Annotated in this window: 18 protein-coding genes; 12 read left to right on the top strand and 6 right to left on the bottom strand. The window is 71.8% G+C overall.

What is annotated here, in order from left to right; all coding sequences use genetic code 11:
* The first annotated feature begins 17 nt into the window (after positions 1-17).
* Positions 18-821 carry an exodeoxyribonuclease III gene (locus tag OHA37_RS22995; protein WP_266908036.1) on the top strand — a complete coding sequence of 268 codons (804 nt, stop codon included), beginning with the start codon at positions 18-20 and terminating at the stop codon, positions 819-821.
* Here the strand turns inward: OHA37_RS22995 and OHA37_RS23000 are convergent.
* Positions 803-1525, bottom strand: coding sequence for a MerR family transcriptional regulator (locus OHA37_RS23000; RefSeq protein ID WP_266908038.1), 723 nt, complete (start codon positions 1523-1525; stop codon positions 803-805). The two genes, OHA37_RS22995 and OHA37_RS23000, sit on opposite strands and share 19 nt — an antisense overlap.
* Positions 1526-1670: 145 nt before the next feature.
* On the opposite strand from OHA37_RS23000, the gene OHA37_RS23005 reads away from it, so the two are divergent.
* From OHA37_RS23005 to OHA37_RS23020, 4 genes are all read left to right on the top strand, one after another.
* A complete protein-coding gene (locus tag OHA37_RS23005) occupies positions 1671-3239 on the top strand; it encodes a flavin-containing monooxygenase (RefSeq protein ID WP_266908040.1) in 1569 nt (522 codons plus the stop codon).
* Positions 3236-4258 (top strand): alpha/beta fold hydrolase, encoded by a 1023-nt coding sequence (locus OHA37_RS23010; protein ID WP_266908042.1) that lies wholly within the window; start codon positions 3236-3238, stop codon positions 4256-4258. Before OHA37_RS23005 ends, OHA37_RS23010 begins: the two co-directional genes overlap by 4 nt.
* On the top strand, positions 4255-5139 hold the full coding sequence (locus OHA37_RS23015; RefSeq protein ID WP_266908044.1) for an SDR family oxidoreductase: 885 nt from the start codon (positions 4255-4257) through the stop codon (positions 5137-5139). The genes OHA37_RS23010 and OHA37_RS23015 overlap by 4 nt, the downstream gene beginning before the upstream one ends.
* Before the next feature lie 78 nt (positions 5140-5217).
* The gene (locus tag OHA37_RS23020) at positions 5218-5376 is read left to right on the top strand and encodes a hypothetical protein (RefSeq protein WP_266908046.1); all 159 of its coding nucleotides are present in this window, start codon (positions 5218-5220) and stop codon (positions 5374-5376) included.
* Between the two features lie 111 nt (positions 5377-5487).
* On the opposite strand, the gene OHA37_RS23025 is transcribed toward OHA37_RS23020, so the two are convergent.
* Complete coding sequence (locus tag OHA37_RS23025) at positions 5488-8784, bottom strand: S41 family peptidase (RefSeq protein ID WP_266908048.1); 3297 nt, start codon at positions 8782-8784, stop codon at positions 5488-5490.
* A gap of 210 nt (positions 8785-8994) precedes the next feature.
* On the opposite strand from OHA37_RS23025, the gene OHA37_RS23030 reads away from it, so the two are divergent.
* Together OHA37_RS23030 and OHA37_RS23035 are read left to right on the top strand one after the other, a co-directional pair.
* The gene (locus OHA37_RS23030) at positions 8995-9585 is read left to right on the top strand and encodes a TetR/AcrR family transcriptional regulator (protein WP_266908050.1); all 591 of its coding nucleotides are present in this window, start codon (positions 8995-8997) and stop codon (positions 9583-9585) included.
* A gap of 144 nt (positions 9586-9729) precedes the next feature.
* Complete coding sequence (locus OHA37_RS23035; RefSeq protein ID WP_266908052.1) at positions 9730-11937, top strand: MMPL family transporter; 2208 nt, start codon at positions 9730-9732, stop codon at positions 11935-11937.
* Positions 11938-12055: 118 nt separating this feature from the next.
* Here the strand turns inward: OHA37_RS23035 and OHA37_RS23040 are convergent, their stop codons facing one another.
* Positions 12056-12508 carry an SsgA family sporulation/cell division regulator gene (locus OHA37_RS23040; protein ID WP_266908054.1) on the bottom strand — a complete coding sequence of 151 codons (453 nt, stop codon included), beginning with the start codon at positions 12506-12508 and terminating at the stop codon, positions 12056-12058.
* Between the two features lie 219 nt (positions 12509-12727).
* Between OHA37_RS23040 and OHA37_RS23045 the strand changes: the two genes are divergently transcribed.
* The 5 genes from OHA37_RS23045 to OHA37_RS23065 are packed head-to-tail and all read left to right on the top strand — an operon-like array spanning position 12728 to position 17046.
* On the top strand, positions 12728-13786 hold the full coding sequence (locus OHA37_RS23045) for an energy-coupling factor ABC transporter permease (protein ID WP_266908056.1): 1059 nt from the start codon (positions 12728-12730) through the stop codon (positions 13784-13786).
* A 1-nt stretch (position 13787) separates the two neighbouring features.
* Entirely contained in the window at positions 13788-14549 is a 762-nt protein-coding gene (gene cbiQ / locus OHA37_RS23050) for a cobalt ECF transporter T component CbiQ (protein WP_266908058.1), read from the top strand.
* Positions 14537-15331 (top strand): energy-coupling factor ABC transporter ATP-binding protein, encoded by a 795-nt coding sequence (locus OHA37_RS23055; protein ID WP_328694042.1) that lies wholly within the window; start codon positions 14537-14539, stop codon positions 15329-15331. The genes cbiQ and OHA37_RS23055 overlap by 13 nt, the downstream gene beginning before the upstream one ends.
* Before the next feature lie 28 nt (positions 15332-15359).
* Positions 15360-16517 (top strand): serine hydrolase domain-containing protein, encoded by a 1158-nt coding sequence (locus OHA37_RS23060; RefSeq protein WP_266908060.1) that lies wholly within the window; start codon positions 15360-15362, stop codon positions 16515-16517.
* 55 nt (positions 16518-16572) lie between these two features.
* The gene (locus OHA37_RS23065; RefSeq protein ID WP_266908062.1) at positions 16573-17046 is read left to right on the top strand and encodes a YbaK/EbsC family protein; all 474 of its coding nucleotides are present in this window, start codon (positions 16573-16575) and stop codon (positions 17044-17046) included.
* Positions 17047-17085: 39 nt separating this feature from the next.
* On the opposite strand, the gene OHA37_RS23070 is transcribed toward OHA37_RS23065, so the two are convergent.
* From OHA37_RS23070 to OHA37_RS23080, 3 genes are all read right to left on the bottom strand, one after another.
* Complete coding sequence (locus OHA37_RS23070) at positions 17086-18732, bottom strand: penicillin-binding transpeptidase domain-containing protein (RefSeq protein ID WP_266908064.1); 1647 nt, start codon at positions 18730-18732, stop codon at positions 17086-17088.
* A 207-nt stretch (positions 18733-18939) separates the two neighbouring features.
* Positions 18940-21072, bottom strand: coding sequence for a tetratricopeptide repeat protein (locus OHA37_RS23075; protein WP_266908066.1), 2133 nt, complete (start codon positions 21070-21072; stop codon positions 18940-18942).
* Complete coding sequence (locus OHA37_RS23080; RefSeq protein ID WP_323182357.1) at positions 21069-21422, bottom strand: hypothetical protein; 354 nt, start codon at positions 21420-21422, stop codon at positions 21069-21071. The genes OHA37_RS23075 and OHA37_RS23080 overlap by 4 nt, the downstream gene beginning before the upstream one ends.
* Between the last annotated feature and the right edge of the window lie 88 nt (positions 21423-21510).

Below are 21510 nucleotides of genomic sequence, written 5' to 3' on the forward strand. Positions count from 1 at the left end.
CCGGCTATCGTGCAGGGATGTTCTCTGTGACCTCCGTGAATGTGAATGGGATCCGCGCCGCCGCCAAGAAGGGGTTCTCCCCGTGGCTCGCCGGGTCCGACGCCGACGTCGTCTGCCTGCAGGAAGTGCGGGCCGAGGAGGGGCAGATTCCGGACGAGGTGCGGGCGCCCGAGGGGTGGCACACCGTGTTCGCGCCGGCCGCCGCCAAGGGGCGGGCCGGGGTCGCGCTCTACACGCGGCGGGAGCCGGAGCGGGTGCAGGTCGGATTCGGGAGCGAGGAGTTCGACGACAGCGGGCGGTACCTGGAGATCGACCTGCCGGGTGTGACCGTCGCCAGCCTCTACCTGCCCTCCGGGGAGGCCGGGACCGAGAAGCAGGACGAGAAGTACCGGTTCATGGGCGAGTTCCTCACCTACCTGCAGGAGCTCAAGGTGCGGGCCGCCGCGGACGGCCGGGAGGTCGTCGTCTGCGGTGACTGGAACATCTGCCACCAGGAAGCCGACCTGAAGAACTGGAAGACCAACCGGAAGAACGCCGGCTTCCTGCCCGAGGAGCGGGAGTGGCTCGGGCAGGTGTACGACACCGCCGGGTACGTGGACGTGGTGCGGAGCCTGCACCCGGACACCGAGGGGCCGTACTCCTGGTGGTCCTACCGGGGGCGGGCCTTCGACAACGACGCCGGCTGGCGCATCGATCTGCAGGTGGCGACGCCGGGGCTGGCCGCCAAGGCCGTCAAGGCGTTCGTGGAGCGGGCCGAGACGCACCCCGAGCGGTGGTCCGACCACGCGCCCGTGACCGTGGTCTACGAGCTCGGCGTCTGAGGGGACGAGGGCAGGGCGGGGCCCGCCGCCGGCGGGCGGAGGCGGTCCATGGACATCGTGAGTTCCGCCTCGACCACGCTCTTGGCCAGGGGGCGCAGGCGCGGGACCGCTTCCTCCGAGATGTGCGTGGAGATCAGGTCCGTGAACAGGGCCGCCATCGCGTCCGTGTGCTCGCGGACCAGGCGGCCCGCCTCCAGAACGGCCGAGAGCGGTACGCCCTCCCGGACCAGGGCCGAGGAGACGTCCAGGAGCCGGCGGCTGACGTGGACGATCTCCTCGCCGTCGGTGGCGAGGTAGCCGAGGTCGAGCGAGGCCGCCAGGTTCTCCGGGGTGACCTCGCCCTCGAAGTAGTCGGCGAGGGCCTCGGGCGTCAGGCGGACCGGGGTCTCCTCGGACCAGCCGATGCCCAGCAGCTCACCCAGCTGGCCCACGTCGCGGCCGTTTTCGAAGGCGACGGTCAGCTCGGCTATCCCGCCGAGGGTGTGGCCGCGGTCCAGCAGGGCGGCGATGGTGCGCAGCCGGGAAAGGTGCTGGTCGTCGTACCAGGCGATGCGGCCCTCGCGGCGTGGCGGCGGCAGGAGCTTGCGCTCACGGTAGAAGCGCAGGGTGCGTACGGGTATGCCGGCGGCCTCGGCCAGCTCTTCCGTGCGGTATTCGCGCACTGTGGTCCCTGCTCCCGTGATTCGCGCTGCGTTGTCAGGCACGTGGGCAGCCTAGGGCGTACTCCCGGTAACTTTCCCGGCGCGACCCCTACCCATGAGTACGAGGCTGCTCTACTCTCCCGATTGTGCCAGTGATTGCTGGCAGCATCTGAATGGGCGTTGGCATCGGCATCCGAAGGTGGCTGGCATGGGCGGTGGCATGGACGGGCGCGAGCGGGAACGCGAGCACGTACGCGTGGCGGTGATCGGGTCCGGGTTCGGCGGGCTGGGCGCCGCGGTGCGGCTGCGGCGCGAGGGGATCACGGACTTCGTCGTGCTGGAGCGCGCGGACTCCGTCGGCGGTACCTGGCGGGACAACAACTACCCCGGGTGCGCCTGCGACGTGCCCTCCCACCTGTATTCGTTCTCCTTCGCCCCCAATCCCGACTGGCCGCGCACCTTCTCCGGCCAGCCCGCGATCCGGGAGTACCTGGAGCACGTGGCCGACACCTTCGGGCTGCGCCGTCACATCCGGCTGAACCACGAGGTCCTGATGATGCGGTGGGACGCGGACGGGATGCGGTGGGAGATAGAGACCTCGGGCGGGGACTTCACCGCCGACGTGGTCGTCTCCGCCACCGGGCCGCTGTCGGACCCGAAGATGCCGGAGATACCCGGACTGGCCGGCTTCCCCGGCAAGGTCTTCCACTCGGCCCGCTGGGACCACGACTACGACCTGCGCGGCAAGCGCGTCGCCATGATCGGTACGGGCGCCTCCGCCATCCAGATCGTGCCCGCCATCGCGCCCGAGGTGGAGCGGCTCACCCTCTTCCAGCGCACCCCGCCGTGGGTGATGCCGCGCACCGACCGGGCGATCACCTCCGTGGAGCGCTGGCTGCACCGCCAGCTCCCCTTCACCCGGGCGGCCCGCCGCGGGCTGCTGTGGGGGATACGGGAACTCCAGGTCAGCGCCTTCACCAAGCGCCCCAACCAGCTCGGGCTGGTCGAGTCCCTCGCCAAGGCGAACATGGCGCGCTCGATCAAGGACCCGGCGCTGCGGGCCAAGCTGACGCCCTCGTACCGCATCGGCTGCAAGCGGATCCTGCTGTCGAGCGAGTACTACCCGGCGCTCGCCCGGCCCAACGTGGACCTCGTGGCCTCCGGGCTGAAGGAGATCCGGGGCTCGGTGCTGGTCGCGGCCGACGGGACCGAGACCGAGGTCGACGCGATCGTCTTCGGCACCGGCTTCCACGTCACGGACATGCCGATCGCCGACCGGGTGGTGGGCGTGGACGGCAAGACCCTCGCCGAGGTCTGGAAGGACGGGATGCAGTCCCTGCGCGGGGCCACCGCGGCGGGCTTCCCGAACTGGATGACGATCATCGGGCCGAACACCGGGCTCGGGAACAGCTCGATGATCCTGATGATCGAATCGCAGCTGAACTACATGGCGGACTACATGCGCCAGCTCGCCGTCCTCGGTGGAAGCGGTCCGGGCGGGAAGGTCGCCCTCGCGGCGCGGCCGTCCGCGGTCAACGTGTGGAACCGGCAGGTCCAGACCCGCATGGAGCGGACCGTGTGGAACACCGGCGGCTGCACCAGCTGGTACCTGGACGCGCAGGGCCGCAACACCACGGTCTGGCCGGGAACCACCGGGGAGTTCCGCAAGGAGACCCTGCGCGTGGACCTGGGCGAGTACGAGGTCGTACGGGTCCGCGAGCGCGAACGGGTCCCGGTGGCCCGTGCGGCCGAAGCGGTGCAGGAGGGGGCCGCGTGAGCCGCCTGATGCACGTCACCGCGGGACCCTACGCCCCGCCGGCCGCCCGCCGGGAGCTGGTCGCCACCTCCGCCGACGGTTCGCGCCTGCACGTCGAGGTGCACGGCGAGGACGGAGCCCCGGCCGTCGTGCTCGCGCACGGCTGGACCTGTTCCACCGCCTTCTGGGCCGCGCAGGTACGGGCCCTGTCCACCGAGCACCGGGTCATCGCCTACGACCAGCGGGGCCACGGCCGCAGCCCGGCCGGTTCCGTCTCCGGCTACGGCACCTCCGCACTCGCCGACGACCTGGTCGCCGTCCTGGGAGCCACCCTCGCCCCCGGCGAGAAGGCCGTCATCGCGGGCCACTCCATGGGCGGGATGACGATCATGGCCGCCGCGGCCAGGCCGGAGTTCGCCGAGCACGCCGCGGCCGTACTGCTGTGCAGCACCGGCAGCGGCCGGCTGGTCGAGGAGTCGCAGGTCCTGCCGTGGCGCGCCGGCCGCGCGAGGACCCGTATCACCGGGGCCGTCCTGGGGTCGCGGGCCCCGCTCGGGCCCGTCACGGCCGTCGCCCGCAAGGTCCTCAAGTACGCCACGATGGGCCCCGGCTCCGCGCCCGACAAGGTCGAGGCCTGCGCGCGGATCGTCCACGCGTGCCCCACCGCGGTGCGGCACGCCTGGTCCGGGGTGCTGGCCTCCCTGGACCTCGACGCGCAACTGGCCGCGCTCACCGTGCCCGCCGCCGTGATCGGCGGCAAGAGCGACCGGCTGACCCCGATCGTGCACGCCCGGGGGCTTGCGGCCGCGCTGCCGAACTGCGTGGGGCTCACCGAACTGACCGGGGTGGGGCACATGAGCCCGATCGAGGCCCCGGAGGCCGTCACCGCCGCCGTGCGCGAGCTGGCCGAGGTGTACCTCGCCGCGGACGCGGCCCCTGCTGCGCCCGCCGCCCCTGCCGTCCCCGCGCAGAACTCCCCGAAGTCCTCGAAGTCCCCGAAGGCCCCGAACCACAAGCCCGCCAAGGAGAAGACGCCGTGAGCGCTCGCAGGAGTCTGGAAGGCCAGGTCGCCGTCGTCACGGGGGCCGCGCGCGGGGTCGGCGAACTGCTCGCCCGCAAGCTGTCCGCACGCGGCGCGAAGGTGGCCCTCGTGGGCCTGGAGCCCGAGGCGCTCAAGGAGGTCTCCGAGCGGCTGCACACCGACAGCGACCACTGGTACGCCGACGTCACCGACCACGAGGCCATGGCCCGGGTCGCGCAGGAGGTCAAGCAGCGCTTCGGCAAGGTGGACATCGTCGTCGCCAACGCCGGCGTCGCCTCCGGCGGGCCCTTCGTGGACTCCGACCCCGACGCCTGGCGCCGGGTCATCGAGGTCAACCTCATCGGCGGCGCCGTCACCGCCCGCGCCTTCCTGCCCGTACTGATGGAGAGCCGCGGCTACTTCCTGCAGATCGCCTCCCTCGCGGCGATCACCCCGGCGCCGATGATGACCGCCTACTGCGCCTCCAAGTCCGGGGTCGAGGCCTTCGCGCACTGCCTGAGCGCCGAGGTCGGCTACAAGGGGGTCAAGGTCGGCGTCGGCTACCTGTCCTGGACCGACACCGACATGGTGCGCGGCGCCGACCAGGACGAGGTCATGCGCGAACTGCGCCAGCGGCTGCCGTGGCCGTCGAACCGGACCTACCCGCTGGGGCCGGCCGTCGACCGGATCGTGGCGGGCATCGAGCGGCGCTCGGCGCACGTGTACGCGCAGTGGTGGCTGCGGGGCATGCAGGGGATCCGCGGGTACCTGCCCGCGGTCATCTCGACAGTCGGACAGCGCGAGATGAAGCGCTTCGAGCCGCGACTGGCCAGTGTTTCCAAGGGGCTTGTGGGGGCCGGCGGGGCCGCGGACGAGCAGGAACGCAGCCCGAGCCGCTGACCGTAATGCGAGGAATGTCCGCCTGAGTGAGACTGGTCGGGTTCCCCTTACCGAACACCGCTACAGGAGTGAGGACACATGGGCATCAGGGACCAGTTCCAGGACAAGGCGAAGGAACTCGCGGAGAAGGCGAAGGCCTCCGGCAAGCAGGACGAGGTGTCCGAGCGCGCCTCGCAGGCCGTCGACCAGGCCAAGGACAAGGCCCGCGACACGTTCGACGAGAATTTCGACAAGTAAGCAGCAGTCCCTGAGAAACGCACCGAGGGGTGCGACCCGCCGTTCCCGGGTCGCACCCCTTTCGCATGTCCTACGGCAGGTACGGCGGGCCGGCCGGCCCGCCCCGCCCGCTCACCCCCGCGGCGGCAGCTTCGGCCGGCGCCGGTCCGGTACGTCCGTGTAGCCGGGCGGCACCGCCGCCGGGTCCTGCTCCAGCAGCTCCAGTGCCAGGTGCACCGCGTCGTCGAGCTGCGCGTGCCGTCCCTCCGCCCAGTCGAGGGGGGTGCGCAGGATCGGCAGGTCGGGCTCCACGCCGTGGTTCTCCACGGACCAGCCGTACTCGGGGAACCAGGCCGCGTTCATCGGCACCGTGATCACCGTGCCGTCGCCGAGGGTGTGCCGGCCGGTCATGCCGACCACCCCGCCCCAGGTGCGCTGGCCGACGACCGGGCCGAGCCCCAGCAGCTTGAAGGCGGCCGTGATCATGTCCCCGTCGGAGGAGGTCGCCTCGTCGGCCAGGGCCACGATCGGGCCCCGGGGTGCGTTGGAGGCGTAGGAGACGGGCTGCGCGTTGCGGGTCAGGTCCCAGCCGAGGATGGAGCGGGTCAGCTTCTCCACCACCAGCTCGCTGATGTGCCCGCCGGCGTTGCCGCGCACGTCCACGAGCAGGGCCGGCTTCGCCATCTCGGCGCGCAGGTCGCGGTTGAACTGCGCCCAGCCCGAGCCGCCCATGTCGGGGATGTGGAGGTAGCCGCACTTTCCGCCGCTGATCTCCTGGACCACCGCGCGGCGTTTGGCCACCCAGTCCTGGTAGCGCAGCGGCCGCTCGTCGATCAGCGGGACGATCGCGACCCGGCGCGAGCGGCCCTGTCCCTCGGCGGGCTCGAAGGTGAGCTCCACGGTGGTGCCGCCGGCCGCCGAAAGCAGCGGGTACGGCCCGGTGACCGGGTCCACCGGCCGGCCGTCCACGTGGGTGAGGACCGCGCCCTCGCGGATGCCGGTGCCCGCGAGCGGGGAGCGGGCCTTGGAGTCGGAGGACTCGCCGGGCAGGATCCGGCCGACGACCCAGGACCCGTCGCGGGGGAAGAGGTTGGCTCCGAGAAGGCCGATGGCCCGCTGGTAGTGCGGGGGTCCTTCGTTGCGGCGGGCCGGGGACACGTACGCGTGCGAGGTGCCGAGCTCGCCGAGGACCTCGCGCATCAGGTCGGCGAACTCGTCGGGGGAGGCGACCCGTTCGACCAGGAAGCGGTACTGGCGCAGCACCCCGTCCCAGTCGATGCCGCACATCTCCGGCTCCCAGAAGTAGGCGCGGATCAGCCGCCCCGCCTCCTCGTAGGCCTGACGCCATTCGGCCGCCGGGTCCACCTCGTGCAGGATGCGCCGCAGGTCCAGGTAGACGGTGGAGTCGCTGTCGCCCGACTCGGTCGCCGGGACGGCCCGCAGGTCGCCGTCCTCGTTGACCACGAGCCGGGTGCCGTCGCCGCTGACCGCGAACCAGTCCAGTCCGGACGCCAACTCCGTCTTGCGGGCCTTGGTGAGGTCGAAGTACTCCAGCGTCGGCTTGCCGCTGACGTCGGCCGGGTTGGCGAAGGTCTCGCCGAGCGCGCCCGAGATCGGCCAGCGCAGCCACACCAGCCCGCCGCCGTGCACCGGGTACAGGGCCGAGTACTTGGAGGCCGACACCGGGAAGGGCGTCACCCGGCTCTCCAGGCCCTCCACCTCCATAGTGACCGCTCCGTCGCCGGACTCCGAGTCCCCCTCGACCGGGTCGAGTCCGCCCGCCGCCGGGCGCCCGTCGGGGGAGAAGGCGAAGGGAGAGGGGGTGGCCGAGGACAGCGGCACCAGGTACGGGCGGCAGCCCAGCGGGAAGGACAGGTCGCCGGTGTGGACGTCGTAGACGGGGTCGAAACCGCGCCAGGACAGGAAGGCGAGGTAGCGCCCGTCCCGGGTGAAGACGGGGTTCTCGTCCTCGAAGCGGCCGTTGGTGACGTCCACGATCGTGGGGGAGCCGGGTCCGGCGATCTTGGCCATCTTGATCTGGCGCAGCGAGCGGCCGATGCCCGGGTGCGACCAGGTCAGCCAGCAGCCGTCGGGGGAGAAGGCGAGGTCGGTGACGGGGCCGTTCTCCGAGCGGATCAGCTCGCTGGCCTCGCCGTTGGACTCCTCGGTCGCGTCGATCAGGAGCAGCCGCCCGTCGTTGGAGGCGATCGCGAGCCGCTCCCCGTCCGGATCGGAGAGCAGCTCCAGTACGCGGCCCAGCGCGCCCGAGGCGAGCCGGCGCGGCTCGCGGTCGCCCGAGGCGCGGGGGAGGTAGGCGATCTCGATCGCGTCCTCGCCCTCGGCGTCGGTCACGTACGCCACCTGCCCGCCGCTGCCGAGCATCTCGGGCAGGCGGACCCGTACGCCCGGGGTGTCGGCGATGGTGCGGGCGGGCCCGTCGCGGTGCGTGAGCCAGTACAGGCTGCCGCGCACGACGACGGCGCTGGCCCGCCCGGTGGCGTCGACGGAGAGGGAGTCGACGTGGCTGGCGGCCGGGACCTGGTAGGTGCGGCGGCCCGCGCGGGGGCCGCCGAGGCGGACCTCCAGCTTGCGCGGGGAGGCGCCCAGGGCGAGCGACTCGACGATCCACAGGTCGCCGGCGCACTGGTAGACGATCCGGGAGCCGTCGCTGGAGGCGTGCCGGGCGTAGAACTCCTCGTGGTCGGTGTGCCGGCGCAGGTCCGTGCCGTCGGGCAGGCAGGAGTAGACGTTGCCGATGCCCTCGTGGTCGGAGAGGAAGGCGATCCGGCCGCCCACGAACATCGGCGAGTCCAGGTGGCCTTCGACGCCCTCCAGCAGCCGCTCGCCGTGCAGCCACAGCCGGCCGGTGGCGCCGCCGCGGTAGCGCTTCCACGCGGCGGGCTCGTGCGGGGGCTTGCCGGTCAGCAGCAGGGTGCGCCGCTCGCCGGGCTCCTCCCCTTCGGGGGCCTCGTCGTGGACGGCGATGTCGGAGACGGGCCCCCAGGGGAGCCGGCCGCCGGGGCTGCCGTCGGTGGGGAGGGTGTACGCCCAGGCGAAGTACGAGAAGGGCTGGCCGTGCGAGGAGACGGCCAGGATGTCGCTGCGGCCGTCCTTGTCGGGCGGGGTCCAGCCGCAGACCCGGGTGTCGGTGGCGCCCCAGTAGCTGAGGCGGCGCGCCGGGCCGCCCGAGACGGGGGCGAGGTGGATCTCGGGGTCGAGGCTGCGCCAGGTGGTGAAGGCGATGTGCTTGCCGTCGGGGGAGAACCGGGGGTGGCCCACCCGGGTCCGGTCGACGGTGATCCGCCAGGCCCGGCCGGCGGGCTCTCCGGGAGGAACCAGGGGCGCCACCCAGAGGTCGTCCTCGGTGGCGAAGCACAGCAGATCGTCGTGGAGATGGGGGAACCGGAGGTACGCCGCGTCGTGACTCACCCCCCAATGCTTTCCGCGCGGAGGGGGGCTGGCAACTCGTACAGGTGATCCATGGGGCTTCCCGCGGGGGCGGCGGCCGATGCTCGCCGCGTGACCGACACCACTCCCCGAGCGAAACGGAACGGTTTCGTTTCGTTGAGTGGGCGGGGTATGGTCTATCCGTACGAAACGGTTTCGTTCGGTTGGGCAAGGTCGGGAGGAGATGCCGAGATGGTCGAAGAGGTCATGTCGCGTCGAAGCCGGATCACCCCCGAGCGGGAAGCCGAACTCCACGGGGCGGTCCTCGACCTCCTGCGCGAGGTCGGCTACGAGGCGTTGACCATGGACGCCGTCGCCGCCCGTACGAAGTCCAGCAAGGCCACCCTCTACCGCCAGTGGGGGAGCAAGCCCGAGCTGGTCGCGAAGGCCCTGCGCTGCACCCAGCCGGTCTCCCTCCGGGAGATCGACACGGGCAGCATCCGCGGGGACTTCGGGGTCATGATCGAGAACTCCGACGACGCCCAGATGGCGAAGGACACCGCGCTGATGCGGGGCCTGACCCACGCGGTGCACGAGAGCCCCGAGCTCCACAAGGCGCTGCGGGACCTGCTGGTCGATCCGGAGATCAACGGTCTGCAGGAGATGCTGCGAAGGGCGGTGGACCGAGGCGAGATCGCCCCGGACTGTCCGGCCCTGGCCTTCGTCCCGCACATGCTCATCGGGGCGTTCATCGCCCTCCCGCTCATCGAGGACCGGTCCGTCGACCGGACCTTCCTCGGTGACTTCATCGACGCCGTGGTCTTCCCCGCCCTCGGCGTCTGATCCCGCCCGGCTGCTCACCCGGCAGCCGCCCGCACGCGCTGTCCCCGCGCTCGATTCCTGCCTCTCCTGACACGCCGCTCTCGTCGTCGGAACGGCATTCCATGCCCTGATCCATCCCACGACCCGAACGGGAGAACCACCGACGTGGCCACCTTCCTTTACCGACTCGGCAGGGGCGCCTTCCGGCGCCGCCGATTCGTCGCCCTCGTCTGGGTGGCGCTGCTGTTCGTCGCCGGATTCGGCGCGGCAACTGCGTCCACACCCACCTCAGGCTCGTTCTCCATACCCGGCACGGAGGCCCAGAAGGCCTTCGACCTGCTGGACCAGCGCTTCCCGGGGATGGCCGCCGACGGCGCCACCGCCCGCATCGTGATCAAGGCCCCGGCCGGCGAGAAGGTCGACTCCGAGGCCGTCAAGCCCCAGGTCGAGAAGATCGTCAGCGAGCTGAAGGACGGTCCGGGCAAGGACCAGATCTCCTCGGTCACCAGCCCGTACGAGGCCAAGGCCGTCAGTCAGGACGGCTCCACCGCCTACGTGAGCGTCAAGTACAAGGTCAGCGGCATGGAGCTGACGGACGCCACCCGCGAGGCCCTCACGGAGTCCGCCGCGGCCGCCAAGGCCGGCGGACTGAACGTCCAGATCGGCGGCGACGCCCTGCAGGCAGCCCCCGAGACGGGCTCCGGCGAGATCATCGGCATCGCGATCGCCGCGATCGTCCTCGTCATCACCTTCGGCTCGCTCATCGCCGCGGGCCTGCCGCTGCTGACCGCGCTGATCGGCGTGGGCATCGGCATCTCCTCCATCACCGCGCTCGCCAACGTGCTGGACCTCGGCTCCACCACCTCCACGCTCGCGATGATGATCGGCCTCGCCGTCGGCATCGACTACGCCCTCTTCATCGTCTCCCGCTACCGCGCGGAGCTCGCCGAGGGCCGTGAGCGGGACGAGGCCGCCGGCCGGGCCGTCGGAACCGCCGGTTCCGCCGTGGTGTTCGCCGGTCTGACCGTGGTCATCGCCCTCGTGGGCCTGGCCGTCGTCAACATCCCGATGCTCAGCAAGATGGGCTTCGCCGCCGCCGGCACCGTGGTGCTCGCCGTCCTCGTCGCCCTGACGCTGGTCCCGGCCATGCTCGGATTCGCCGGCAAGAAGGTGCTGCCCGCCGGTACGAAGTCCCGCTTCCTCGGCAAGGGCAAGCCGGCCGCCGAAGGCGCCGAGCCCAAGCCCAACGGCGGCACCCGCTGGGCCCGCTTCATCCTGCGCCGCCCCGTCATGGTGCTGCTCGCGGGCGTGATCGGCCTCGGCATCATCGCCATCCCGGCGAGCAAGCTGGAGATGGGCCTGCCGGACGACGGCGCCCAGCCGGTGTCCACCACCCAGCGCCAGGCGTACGACATGCTCTCCGAGGGCTTCGGCCCCGGCTTCAACGGCCCGCTGATGGTCGTCGTCGACGGGGACAAGGCGCTCGCCGACCAGACGGTCGAGCGGATCAAGGGCCTGGACGGCGTGGCCGCGGTCATGCCGGCCGCCCAGAACGAGGCCAAGGACGCCGCCGTCATCTCGGTCATCCCGAAGGACCGCCCGTCCTCCGTGCAGACCGAGGACCTGGTCCACGAGATCCGCGAGGGCAGCGACAGCGGCAAGGTGTTCGTCACCGGCGCGACCGCGATGAACATCGACTTCTCGCAGAAGATGAACGACGCGCTGCTGCCCTACCTGGCACTCGTCGTCGGCCTCGCCTTCCTGCTCCTGATGCTCGTCTTCCGCTCGGTCCTGGTACCGCTGAAGGCGGCCCTCGGCTTCCTGCTCTCGGTGGTCGCCGCCCTCGGCGCCGTCGTCGCGGTCTTCCAGTGGGGCTGGCTCGGCTCGCTCTTCGGGGTGGAGCAGACCGGTCCGATCATGTCGATGATGCCGATCTTCATGGTCGGCGTGGTCTTCGGTCTGGCCATGGACTACGAGGTCTTCCTGGTCACCCGCATGCGTGAGGCGTACGTCCACGGGGAGCGGCCGGGCCAGGCCGTCGTCACCGGGTTCCAGTACAGCGCCCGGGTGGTCGTGGCCGCGGCCGTCATCATGATCGCGGTGTTCTCCGGCTTCATGGGAGCCAGCGACCAGATGGTGAAGATGATCGGCTTCGGCCTGGCCATCGCCGTCTTCTTCGACGCCTTCGTCGTCCGCATGACCATCGTCCCGGCCGTCCTCGCGCTGCTCGGCCACAAGGCCTGGTGGCTGCCGAAGTGGCTCGACCGGATCCTGCCGAACGTGGACGTGGAGGGCGAGAGCCTGCGCAAGCACCTCGGGGAGTCCTCGGACGGCTCCGGTCCCGACAAGGACCGCGAGCTGGCCAAGGTCTGACCCTTCGGTCGGCAGGCACCACGCACGCAGAACGGCCCCGCACCGAAAGGTGCGGGGCCGTTCCGCGTGACCGGGCCGTTCGGATCGAGCCGCTCGGATCGGGCGGGCCCGGCTGGGCCTAACGGGTGGCCGCGGGCGCGGGCGCGTACGTACGGCGCAGGAAGCGGCGCAGCGCGGCGATGTCGAACTGGACCACCGCGACGCCCTCCGGGGAGTGGAACTCGACGACGGCCTGGACGCGCCCGCAGGGCCAGACGCGTACGTCACCGGTCCCGGTCGGGGCCTGGAGGCCGGCCTCCAGGAGGGCGCGGGGGAAGACCCACTCGTTGTCGGTGCCCTCGGGGGAGAGGTCGGCGGGGAAGACGATCCGTACGGCCAGCGGCTCGTCGGTGACGAACCGCAGGGCGACCGGGATGGCCCGGTAGAGCGGGTCGTCGGTGATCACTCGGGCGCGTACACGTTCCTCGATGAAGGGGGCCTCGATGAAGGAGGCCTCGACGAGGGGGGCCGTGGCGGTCGCGGCCCGGGTCGTGGCGGTGCCTGCGGATGGATTCTCGGCGGCGGCTGACATCGACAAGACTCCTCGAATCGGAACATTTACGTCCGTATTGACCCCAGCCTCGCACATTCCCACGAATCCGCGCGGAGCTATTTGTGACGCCACCGCTCTTGCCAACGATTCGCAACTGGGCACTATTCTTGAACGGCTAAAGACTTTTTCAGCTCAACGGACAGCTCAACAAACAGTTCAACGGACCGCTCGCCGGACCGCAGGAAGCGGAGCAGAACCATGCATGTGCCCGACGGCTTCATCGATGCCCCCGTCTCCATTGCCGCAGGTGTCGCCGCCGCCGGAGCCGTGGCGATCAGCCTCCGAGGCGCCCGCCGGGAGCTCGACGAGCGCACCGCGCCGCTCGCCGGCCTCGTCGCCGCCTTCATCTTCGCCGTACAGATGCTCAACTTCCCCGTTGCGGCCGGAACAAGCGGCCATCTGCTCGGAGGCGCGCTCGCGGCGATCCTCGTCGGCCCCTACACGGGTGTGCTGTGCGTGTCCGTGGTCCTGCTCATGCAGGGCCTCCTGTTCGCCGACGGCGGCCTGACCGCCCTCGGCGTCAACATCGTCACCATGGGCGTCGTCACCGTGGTCGTCGCCTACGCCGTCTTCCGCGGGCTGGTCAAGCTGCTGCCCGACACCCGCCGCTCGGTCACCGTCGCCGCCTTCGCCGGAGCCCTGCTCTCCGTGCCCGCCGCGGCCGCCTTCTTCACCCTCCTCTTCGCCCTCGGCGGCACCACCGACGTCCCGCTGGCCAAGGTGTTCGGCGCCATGGTCGGAGTCCACGTCCTCATCGGCATCGGCGAGGCCGTCATCACCGCCGCCACCGTCGGCGCCGTGATCGCCGTCCGCCCCGACCTGGTCCACGGCGCCCGCGGCCTGACCGCCCCGCTGAAGCTGCGCGTCGGCGGCGAGCTGGTCGACGCCCCCGCCGCCTCCCCGGCCGCCGTGCCCGTCGCCGCCCGCTCCACCAAGCCCGTCTGGATCACGGGCCTGGTCGCCGCGCTGGCCCTGGCCGGCTTCGTCTCCTTCTACGCCTCCTCCAGCCCCGACGGACTGGAGAAGGTCGCCGCCGACAACGGCATCGACCAGAAGGTCACCGAGCACGCGGCCGCCGACTCCCCGCTCGCCGACTACGGCGTCAAGGACGTCTCCGACGCCCGCCTCTCCGGCGGCCTCGCCGGAATCATCGGCGTGGGCGCGACCGTCGCGGTCGGCACCGGCGTGTTCTGGACCGTCCGCCGCCGCCGCAGCGCCGACCTGACGGCCGCCTCCACGGCCGTACCGGCCGCCTGACATGGGCGCGGGCCACGCCCACAAGCTCTACCGGCCCGGGAACTCCCCGGTCCACGACCTGCCGCCGCACTGCAAACTCGCCGCCACCTTCGGCTTCGTCATCGTCGTCGTCTCCACACCGCGCGAGGCGGTGTGGGCCTTCGGCCTGTACGCCCTCCTCATCGCGGCGGCCGCGGCCGCCGCCCGGATCCCGGCCGGCTTCCTGCTGCGCCGGCTCCTGATCGAGGTGCCCTTCGTCGCCTTCGCCCTCCTGATGCCCTTCGTGGCGCAGGGCGAGCGGGTGGAGTTCGCCGGCATGTCGCTCAGCGTCTCCGGCCTCTGGGGCGCCTGGAACGTCCTGGCCAAGGGCACCCTCGGCGTGGCCGCGTCCGTACTCCTGGCCTCCACCACCGAGCTGCGGGCCCTGCTGCTGGGCCTCCAGCGGCTCAAGCTGCCGCCGCTGCTCGTCCAGATCGCCTCCTTCATGATCCGGTACGGGGACGTCATCAGCGACGAGCTGCGCCGGATGTCCATCGCGCGGCGCTCCCGCGGCTTCGAGGCGCGCGGGATCCGGCACTGGGGGGTCCTCGCGAAGACCGCCGGAGCCCTGTTCATCCGCTCCTACGAACGCGGCGAGCGGGTCTACCTGGCGATGGTCAGCCGCGGCTACGCCGGCTCGATGCCGGTGATCGACGAGGTGACGGCCACCCGCACGCAGTGGGCGTACGCGGCCGCGCTCCCGGTGACGGCGCTGGCCGTCTGTCTGATCGGATGGACCCTGTGAACGCCCTGAACCCCGTGAACGAACCCACGCCCCCCGCCCCGCCCTCGCTGGAAGTCGCCGGCCTCGCCTACGCCTACCCCGACGGCCACCAGGCCCTCTTCGGGGTCGACCTCGCCGTCGGGCGCGGGGAGCGGGTGGCGCTGCTCGGCCCCAACGGCGCCGGCAAGACCACCCTGGTGCTGCACCTCAACGGCATCCTGACCGGCGGCGTCGGCACGGTGAGCGTGGCCGGGCTGCCCGTGGAGAAGCGCAACTTCGCCGAGGTCCGCCGCCGGGTCGGCATCGTCTTCCAGGACCCCGACGACCAGCTGTTCATGCCGACCGTCCGGGAGGACGTGGCCTTCGGCCCGGCCGCCGCCGGACTGCGCGGCGCCGAGCTGGAGGAGCGGGTGCGGGGCGCCCTGGAGCAGGTCGGGATGGCGGCCTTCGCGGACCGGCCGCCGCACCACCTCTCCTTCGGGCAGCGCCGCCGGGTCGCGGTGGCGACCGTACTGGCCATGCGGCCCGAGATCCTCGTACTGGACGAGCCGTCCTCCAACCTGGACCCGGCCTCGCGCCGCGAGCTCGCGGACATCCTGCGCTCGCTGGACGTCACCGTGCTGATGGTCACGCACGACCTGCCCTACGCGCTGGAGCTCTGCCCGCGCGCGGTGATCCTCAGCGAGGGGACCATCGTGGCGGACGGCAGGACCCAGGACGTGCTGTGCGACGAGGCGCTGATGCGGGCGCACCGGCTGGAGCTGCCCTTCGGCTTCGACCCGCGCTCCGTATCGGTGGCATAAGCGCCGGTCAAAGGTTGTTGCACACCCCGTGGACATCAAGGGTGTGGTGGCGGAGGGCTTCGAGCCCGTCAGGGACGCGTTCGTACGCAACTTCGAGGTGCTCGGGGACCGGGGCGCGGCGGTGTCCGTGTACCGCGACGGCCGCAAGGTCGTGGACCTCTGGGGCGGCACCAAGGACGCGAACGGCGCGGAGCCCTGGGCCGAGGACACCGTGCAGATCGTCCGCTCCGCGACCAAGGGCGTGGCAGCGGCCGTACCGCTGCTGCTCCAGCAGCGCGGGCTGCTCGACCTGGACGCGCCCGTGGGCTCGTACTGGCCGGAGTTCAAGGCGGGCGGCAAGGAGCGGACCCGGGTCCGCGACCTGCTCGCGCACCGCGCCGGAGTCCCCGCGCTGGACCGCGGACTGACCACGGCCGAGGCGGCCGACGGGGTGAGCGGGCCGCGCGCGGTCGCCGCGCAGCAGGCCTTCTGGGAGCCCGGCACCGAGCACGGCTACCACGCGCAGACCTTCAGCTGGCTGCTGTCCGAGCTCGTGCTGCGGGCGACCGGCCGCACGCTGGGATCGATCCTGGCCGAGGAGATAGCGGAGCCGCTGGGCATCGACTTCTGGATCGGCCTGCCGGAGTCCGAGGCCCACCGGGTGGGCCGGGTCGCGCCGGTCGACCCGCCGGAGGGCGCGGGCCTGCTCAAGACCCGGCCGCGGCGCAACGTCTCCGAGGCCTACGCCGACCCGGACTCCCTCACCCGCCGGGCCTTCGCGGCCATCGACCCGCTGCCCGACGAGAACGACCCCGCCTACCGGGCGGCCGAGCTGCCGGCCTCCGCGGGCATCGGCACGGCCCGCGCCCTGGCCCGCTTCTACGCGGCCACCATCGGCGTGGTGGAGGACGGCGCGCGGATCTTCACCCCGGCCACCACCGCACTGGCGGGCAAGGAGTTCTCCTCGGGCCCCGACCGCGTGCTGGTGGTCAACACCCGCTTCGGCCCCGGCTACATGCTGCACGGCCCGGCCTCCCCGCTGCTGTCCCCGGTTTCCTTCGGGCACCCGGGCCGCGGCGGCTCGCTGGCCTTCGCGGACCCGGAGGCGGGCATCGGCTTCGGCTACGTCACCAACGCCCACGCCAAGTCGGTCACCGCCGACCCGCGCGCCCAGGCCCTGGTACGGGCCCTGCGCTCGGCGCTCTAGCCGGGCCGGCAAAAGGGCGTCGCACCGGCGGGGCGGGGAGCGCTAGCGTGCCGTCATGACGACCACCACGCACCCCCTCTTCGCCGAAGCCCTCGCCGCACTGGGCCTGGAGCCGGACGTACGGACCTTCCCCGATGGGACCCGGACCGCCGCCGACGCGGCCGCCGCGATCGGCTGCGAGCTCAGCCAGATCGTGAAGTCGCTGATCTTCGCCGCCGACGGGGTTCCCGTGCTGGTCCTGATGGACGGGTCCTCCCGGGTGGACGTGGAGGCGGTGCGCCGCGAGCTCGGCGCGGGCGCCGTGACCCGGGCCGACGCGGCCCTGGTCCGGGAGACCACGGGCTACGCCATCGGCGGGGTGCCGCCCTTCGGGCACCGCACCCGCACGCGGGTCCTCGCGGACCGCTCCCTGCTGGCCCACGAGGTGGTCTGGGCGGCCGCGGGGACCCCGCACACGGTGTTCCCGATGGACCCGCGCGAGCTGATCCGGCACGCGGGGGCCGCACTGGCCGACGTACGGGAGGGCTGACCGGGGTCGGACCCCGGGCCGGGGTCAGCCCCGGCCGGGTCAGCCCGCGTTGAGGACGGCCGCCACGATCGGGCCCGCCGCGTCGCCTCCGTGGCCGCCGCCCTCGACCATCGCCGCGGCCGCCACGTCCCCGCTGAAGCCGGTGAACCAGCTGTCCGGGTTCTGCGCCCCGTCGACCTCCGCCGAGCCGGTCTTCGCGCCCTTGTCGGACCCGTGCACCGCGGACATCGCGCCCTGGGCGGTGCCCGCGGTGGCCGTCAGCTTCATCATCCGCACGAGCTGCGCCGCCACCGAGGGCTTCATCTTCCGGGTGGCCTTCGCGATCGCGCGGCCGTCCAGCGAGGCCTTGACGACGACCGGCTGGCGGAACACCCCGGTGCGGGCGGTCGCCGTGATCGAGGCCATCGTCAGCGGGTTCATCTGGATCTGGCCCTGCCCGATGTACGCGGCGGCCGCCGCCGGACCGGTCGCGTCCGGGACCTTCCCGTCGACGGTGGGCACGCCGACCTTCCACTCGACGCCTCCGCCCACGCCGAAGACCTCACGGGCCTCCTTCGGGAGCGCGTCGTCGTCGTCGACCGGCTTGATCTGCTTGATGAAGGCGGTGTTGCAGGACTGGGCGAAACTCGTCGCGAAGGTCTCGCCGTCGAGCTTGAAGCCCTTCAGGTTCTTGAAGGGCTTGCCTTCCCACGTCACCTCCGCCGGGCATTCGGCGACCTTGTCCGCCGCCACCAGACCGCGGTCGAGCAGCATCGCGCCGGTCACGATCTTCATCGTGGAGCCGGGCGCTCGGGCTCCGCTGATGGATGCGGGGAAGCCGTCCCCGCGGTGGTCGGCGATGGCCAGGACGTTCCCGGTGCTCGGCTGGACGGCGACCACCGAGGCCTGCGGGAACTTCAGGACCGCCTTCTCGGCCGCCGCCTGGACGTCCGCGTCCAGGACGGTCTGGATCTCGCCCGCCTTCCCCTCGACCAGCGTCAGCAGGGTCCGCCGCGGGGCCTCCTGGGCGACCGGCTCGATCCACAGCTCGGCGCCGACCTTGCCGCCCTGTCGCTCCCCGTACGTCTTGCGCAGGCTGTCGAGCACCGGGCGCAGCGACGGGTACTTCTCCGCCGTCAGCTCCCTGCCCTTGCGGTCGACGGCCTTGACCGGCGGGTTGGCCGGGGCGCCGCCGCGCAGCTTCTCGCCCTTCCGGAGCTCCGGGTGGAGCACCGAGGGCTGCCAGTCGACGAGCGGCAGCCCGGTGGTGTTGCCGCGGACCACGGTCAGCTTGGACTCGTAGGCGAGGGGCTTGGTGACCCCCTCGTAGGTGACCTCCGCCGCGACGGAGTACGCCACCGTGGTGCCGGTCTGCGTGCCGGGGGTGATCGCCACCTTGGACACGTAGGCCTTGGCCGTGAACTCACCGAGGGCGCCCTGCGCCTCCGCCGGATTGTTCGTCAGGTCGGCCCCCGCCCGGGCGTCCCCGGCCGTCCACGCGGCGAAGAACGCCTTGGCGGTCGCCGCGGCGTCCTTGTCGCTGACCGGCCCGCTGCCCTTGGCGGGCACGGCTGGGCCGGTCGCGCTCGTGCTCTTGGCGTCGTCCGCGCCGGCGTCCCCCACCAGCGCGTACACCCCGTACCCGGCTCCGCCCATCATCGCGAGGAAGACCCCGCCGACGATGGCACCCTTCGCAGCCCCGTTCATCCCACTCCCCGTTCCCGTGTGCCCCGACCCCTCGGCCCCTTGAACGCTGAACACGTTCAAAGGAGTCCATGGAGTAGACCTTACGTCGAACAGACAAACGGTTCAGGGGTTTGGTTGCCCTGGGCGCCCGCAACCGCGGGGATCCCGCCGCGACCGGGTGTCCGCCGCATCCGGTTCTGACGGGAAAGTCCCTGCCGGTGCGTCAGGTCATGCTTCTCTCGGCGAAGCTCGATATTCCTGCAGAGTTTCCTGGGCCAGAACGGTCCACGGATGGTTCAGGCCCAGCACCCTGATGCGACCCTCCACGACCCCCTGGACGTGCTCGATCGCCTCGCTGTTCTGGCCGAGGGCGTGCAGAATTTTGCTCAGAGCGCTCCGTGAATTCAATGAGATGGGGTAATCGGGGCCGAACCGTCGCAGATATTTCGCAAAGGCGGAGCGGGCGTAGGGCAAGGCTGCTTCTGGTCGTGCGGTGCGACGGAGGGCGTCGGCGTAGTCGAGTTCTACCCCCAGCGTGATGGTGTGCTCTTCTCCGAGCTCGCGATGGCATTCCGCCACCCAGCCTGCTCCCGCGTCCAATTCTGCCGGTTGTGCGGAATATTCCAGGAGGGCTGATCGTGCGAGAAGAGTAAGGGGGTGTACCGGGCCGAGCGCTCGAATGTATCCCTCCACTGCTCGACGATAAAGCGCAATGCCGTCCGGGATTCGGTCGAGGTTGACCAGCGGCCTGCCCAGGCTTCTGCAGGCCGCGAGGGTTTCGGGTGCTTCCGGGCCCAGTTCTCGTTCGCAGTCCTCCAGGACCTTCCGCAAAACGGCCTCGGACTCCTGGAACCGGCCGAGGCGGAACAGAGCCAGACCCATGCGCCGGTGCAGCCTGATGAGCCAGATGCTGTCCTCGGCCAGTCGTGGACCGAGCAACGTCACGGCGTCGCCGCCCAGGCTCAATGCCGAGGTGTAGTCGCCGGACCTGTGGACTGCGGTGACGAGCCGGAAGGCGCACTCCGCCGCCGCTTCCACCGTCGCTCGGCTGGTTTCCCAACTCGTCGCTCTGCGCAGGAGGGCGATCACGTGCGGGGCCAGGAGGTTCACCCGGGGGTCCTGCGCCCCCCGGTCGGGTACTTCCGGCAGTACGGCGAGACACAGGCGGGCCGCGGTGGCGGACAGCTGCTCGTGCTGGTCCGCGGGCGTGGCCCGGGTCACGCTGTCGAGCAGTACGCCGTGGGTGCGCAGGCAGCGGGTCTCTCCGGGGTTCAGCTCGGTGAGGGAGTGGTCGAGGAGCCCGCGCAGGGCCGATTCGACGTGGGATGCCGCGAGCGCCGGGCCGAGTTCGGCCCCGAGCAGGACCGACAGCGGCAACGGGTCACTGGACCAGCAGGCGAGCAGGCGCAGGAGGTGGCCGGCTTCGGGGCGGCCCTGTTCGGTGAGGGCATCGAGGGAGAGCTGCCAGGTGCGGCTGGGCAGGTGCCGGGAATCGCCACCGATGGCTGCGGCCCCCTGTTCGATGAGCTCGATGGGGTCCAGGCCCGCGCCGCCGTCGAGCCGGCGGCCGTAGTCGGAGAGGCTCCACGGGTCGATCACCTGATGAGCGAGGAATCCACCGGCGAGGGTGAGAGCCAGGGGCAGTCGACCGAGACGGTCGGCGACCTCCGCGGCGTCTTCGAGCGATCCGGCGTGCGGTGCGAGGTCGCGGAGCACGAGGGCGGCGTCCTCGCGCGGGAGCACACCGAACTGGAGCAGATCCGCCCCGGGCCACCAGTGAGCCGCTGCTTGCCGGGTGGTGACGACCACGATCCCGGTGGGGCTGGTGCGCAGCCAGCCGCCGTCGCGCAGGATGGCGGGGTTGTCGGCGTTGTCGAGGACCAGCAGCCAGGGCTCTTCGGAGTGGTCGAGGTAGTGCCACACGAGATCGGCGGCGGGCCGTAATCCGGCGCGTGCTCCCATCAGCTCACCGTCGGTGGCTCCGCGGTCGGCCGCGACGGCGAGCATGCCCGCCCTCAGGGAAGCCGGGTCGGAAGCGTTGACCCACAGCCCGATTCGGCCCGCCTGGTGGGTCGCGTGCTGGAAGAGCGCGCAGGCGACGGCGGTTTTGCCGCAGCCGCCCAGGCCGTGCAGGACGTAGACGCGGTTGGCGATGCCGGGTTCGACGGCGGCGCGCAGTCGGTCCATCTCTCCGACGCGGTCGCGGAGCACCACGGGCGTTCGGCCGACCGATGGGCGGCGTACGGAGTCCGGACCCGACCAGTCGGGGGAATGGTGGTGGTGCTCCGTGATGTGCTGGTCGCCGGAGGCCTGGTAGACGCGGCCCCGGCCGTCGGCCCGGGCGTCGTTCCGGCCGCTCATCGGTGGCCGAAGTTCTGGTCCCGGCCGGCCTGGTAGACCCGGGCGTTGCCGGAGGCGGTGGCGTGCTGCGTCACCGAGGGGTCCGCCGGCGCGTACGGGGCCAGTTCGGTGAGCAGCGTCCGCAGCGCCTCCGTTTCATCCGGATGCGCGGCGAGCAGTCGCCGTAGGCGTCCCTGCCACTCCGCACTCAGTTCGCCGCGGGAATCGAGGTCGCCGCCGGCCTCTGCGGCCAGCAGGTCGCTCCGGGTCACGTCGAGTTCGGCGGCTATCGCCTCGGCCCGTTCCGGCTCGGCACGGCGCCACAGCGCGGCGACACCGTCCCTGGCACGTTGCCATGCCTCGGTGGTCAACAAAGTGACCAGACTTGTTCCGGCTGTACTCGCCAGCACGGCCATTTCCGGATCCACGAACCCGCCCCCTCCAGCCCGTTGTTGCCTG

This window comes from Streptomyces sp. NBC_00335, assembly GCF_036127095.1.
GTDB lineage: Bacteria > Actinomycetota > Actinomycetes > Streptomycetales > Streptomycetaceae > Streptomyces.